2 protein-coding genes are annotated in these 2,443 nt (G+C 60.6%); both read left to right on the top strand.

Translation table 11 applies throughout. From position 1 onward, the window contains the following. Nucleotides 1–111: 111 nt before the first annotated feature. On the top strand, nucleotides 112–1,629 hold the full coding sequence (istA, locus tag PQQ96_RS41860) for an IS21 family transposase (protein WP_408303258.1): 1,518 nt from the start codon (nucleotides 112–114) through the stop codon (nucleotides 1,627–1,629). Then, nucleotides 1,619–2,395 (top strand): IS21-like element helper ATPase IstB, encoded by a 777-nt coding sequence (gene istB / locus PQQ96_RS41865; protein ID WP_408303256.1) that lies wholly within the window; start codon nucleotides 1,619–1,621, stop codon nucleotides 2,393–2,395. The genes istA and istB overlap by 11 nt, the downstream gene beginning before the upstream one ends. Nucleotides 2,396–2,443 lie beyond the last annotated feature (48 nt).

The following is a 2,443-nucleotide window of genomic DNA, read 5'->3' on the forward strand; positions in this document are numbered from 1 at the left end:
TTGATTTGCACTGAATTCTGACCCACCTGACCCGGTGATTTGCATCGAATATTGACCCACGTGGAACACACTGGCCCGCTGAGCAGCTAGCGGGAGAACGGAGTGATCGACATGGCAATATTGAGCATCATCCGACGCTGGCATTACCGCGACCACATCTCGCTGCGCGGGATCGCCAAACGGCTTGGCGTTTCGCGAAACACGGTCAGACGCTATATACGCGCCGGCACCGTCGTACCTGCTTATCCGGAGCGGCAAAGCCCGAGCAAACTCGACGGGTTCGCTGCAAAGCTGGCCGGCTGGTTAAAGACCGAAGCGAGCCGCCCACGCAAACAACGCCGAACCCTGAAGCAGATCCACGCTGACCTCGGCGCGCTGGGGTTCACCGGCTCCTACGATCGCGTCGCCGCATTTGCACGTCGCTGGCGACAGGAGCAGCAGGAGCACGCCAGAACCGCTGGACGCGGCACCTTTGTGCCGCTGACCTTTGCCCTGGGTGAAGCTTTCCAGTTCGACTGGAGCGAAGACTGGGCCGTCATCAACGGCGAGCGCACCAAGCTGCAGGTCGCGCAGTTCAAGCTCAGCCACAGCCGCGCGTTCTTCCTGCGTGCCTATCTGCTGCAGACCCACGAGATGCTGTTTGATGCTCATCACCACGCGTTCGTCGCATGGGGTGGCATTCCGCGCCGGGGTATCTACGACAACATGAAGACCGCTGTCGACAAGGTCCGTCGGGGCAAGCTGCGAGACGTCAACGCACGGTTTGGCGCCATGGTCAGTCACTACCTGTTTGACGCCGAGTTCTGCAATCCGGCCTCTGGCTGGGAGAAGGGGCAGATCGAGAAGAACGTTCAGGACAGCCGACACCGCCTGTGGCAACGCGTGCCGGCGTTCAGCTCGCTCGACGCACTGAACGACTGGCTGGCCGATCAGTGCGTTTTACTCTGGCAGCAGACGCAGCATCCGGAACAGGACACGACGATCTGGGACGCGTGGTCGATCGAACGACCTCACCTGATGCCGGTCGGCCAGGCATTCGATGGCTTCGTCGAACACACGAAGCTCGTCTCGCCGACCTGTCTGGTCAGCTTCGACCGCAACCGTTACAGCGTACCCGCGGCATTCGCGAACCGGCCCATCAGCCTTCATGTCTACGCAGCACAACTCGTGTTCGTTGCTGAAGGTCAGGTCATCGCCGTACACGTCCGGCGCATCAACCGCAGCCATGATCGCGGAGAAACCATTTATGACTGGCGTCATTACCTCGCGGTCCTGCAGCGCAAACCCGGGGCGTTGCGCAATGGCGCGCCGTTCGCCGAGTTTCCAGCCGCCTTCAAGAAGCTGCAGTCGATCCTGCTGAAGCACCCCGGCGGCGACCGCGAGATGGTCGAGATACTGGCGCTTGTGCTGCTGCACGACGAGCAGGCCGTGCTCACCGCCGTCGAACTGGCTCTTGAGGCCGGCGCGCCTTCAAAGCAGACGGTGATGAACTTCCTGAGCCGGCTGCTGGACGGCACGCCAGTGCCGCCACTGGAGACACCCCAGGCCTTTGCCCTGCGTGTCGAGCCACAAGCCAACGTGGGCCGCTATGACAGCCTGAGAGACCGGGAGGATCATCATGCAGCCTGATGCGATGATGGAAATGCTCAAATCCCTGAAACTGCATGGCATGGCGCAGGCACTGGGTGAGCTGGCCGCGCAGGACTCCCCCGCCTATAAGTCGGCGTCCCTCGTGCTGGCGGGCCTGCTCAAGGCGGAGATGGCGGCCCGTGAGGTACGTTCGCTGGCCTACCAGATGAAGGTTGCCCGCTTTCCGGCGTATCGGGATCTCAACGGCTTCGACTTCAGTTGCAGCGATGCGAACGAAGCGACCGTGCGGCAGTTGCATCGATGCGAATTCATGAGCTCGGCCCACAACGTCGTGCTGGTCGGTGGCCCCGGCACGGGCAAGACACATCTGGCGACGGCGATTGGCGTGCAGGCGATTGAACACGACCGTAGCCGGGTGCGGTTCTTCTCGACTATCGAACTGGTCAACGCACTCGAACAGGAGAAACTGACTGGGAAACCCGGCCAACTGGCTGTACGTCTGATGTACGCCGATCTCGTGATTCTCGACGAACTGGGCTATCTGCCATTCAGCCAGGTCGGTGGCGCCTTGCTCTTCCATCTGCTGAGCAAACTCTACGAGCGCACAAGCGTCATCATCACCACGAACCTGAGCTTCTCGGAATGGGCCAACGTATTTGGGGACGCGAAGATGACGACGGCGCTGCTCGACCGGCTCACCCATCACTGTCACATTGTAGAAACCGGCAACGACAGCTACCGTTTCAAGAACAGCACGACACAGCCTGAAAAGGAGAGAAAACGAACCCTGAAAAGCCCAATCTGAACCCTGAAACTGGATCAAAGGGTGGGTCAGTATTCAATGCAAATCCTG

The organism is Paraburkholderia sediminicola, assembly GCF_046027825.1.
Classification (GTDB): Bacteria; Pseudomonadota; Gammaproteobacteria; order Burkholderiales; family Burkholderiaceae; genus Paraburkholderia; species Paraburkholderia sediminicola_D.

What these genes read in the sequence shown, in the direction of transcription:
- istA (WP_408303258.1), top strand. Translation starts at nt 112, where the DNA reads ATGGCAATATTGAGCATCATCCGACGCTGGCATTACCGCGACCACATC.
- istB (WP_408303256.1), top strand. Translation starts at nt 1,619, where the DNA reads ATGCAGCCTGATGCGATGATGGAAATGCTCAAATCCCTGAAACTGCAT.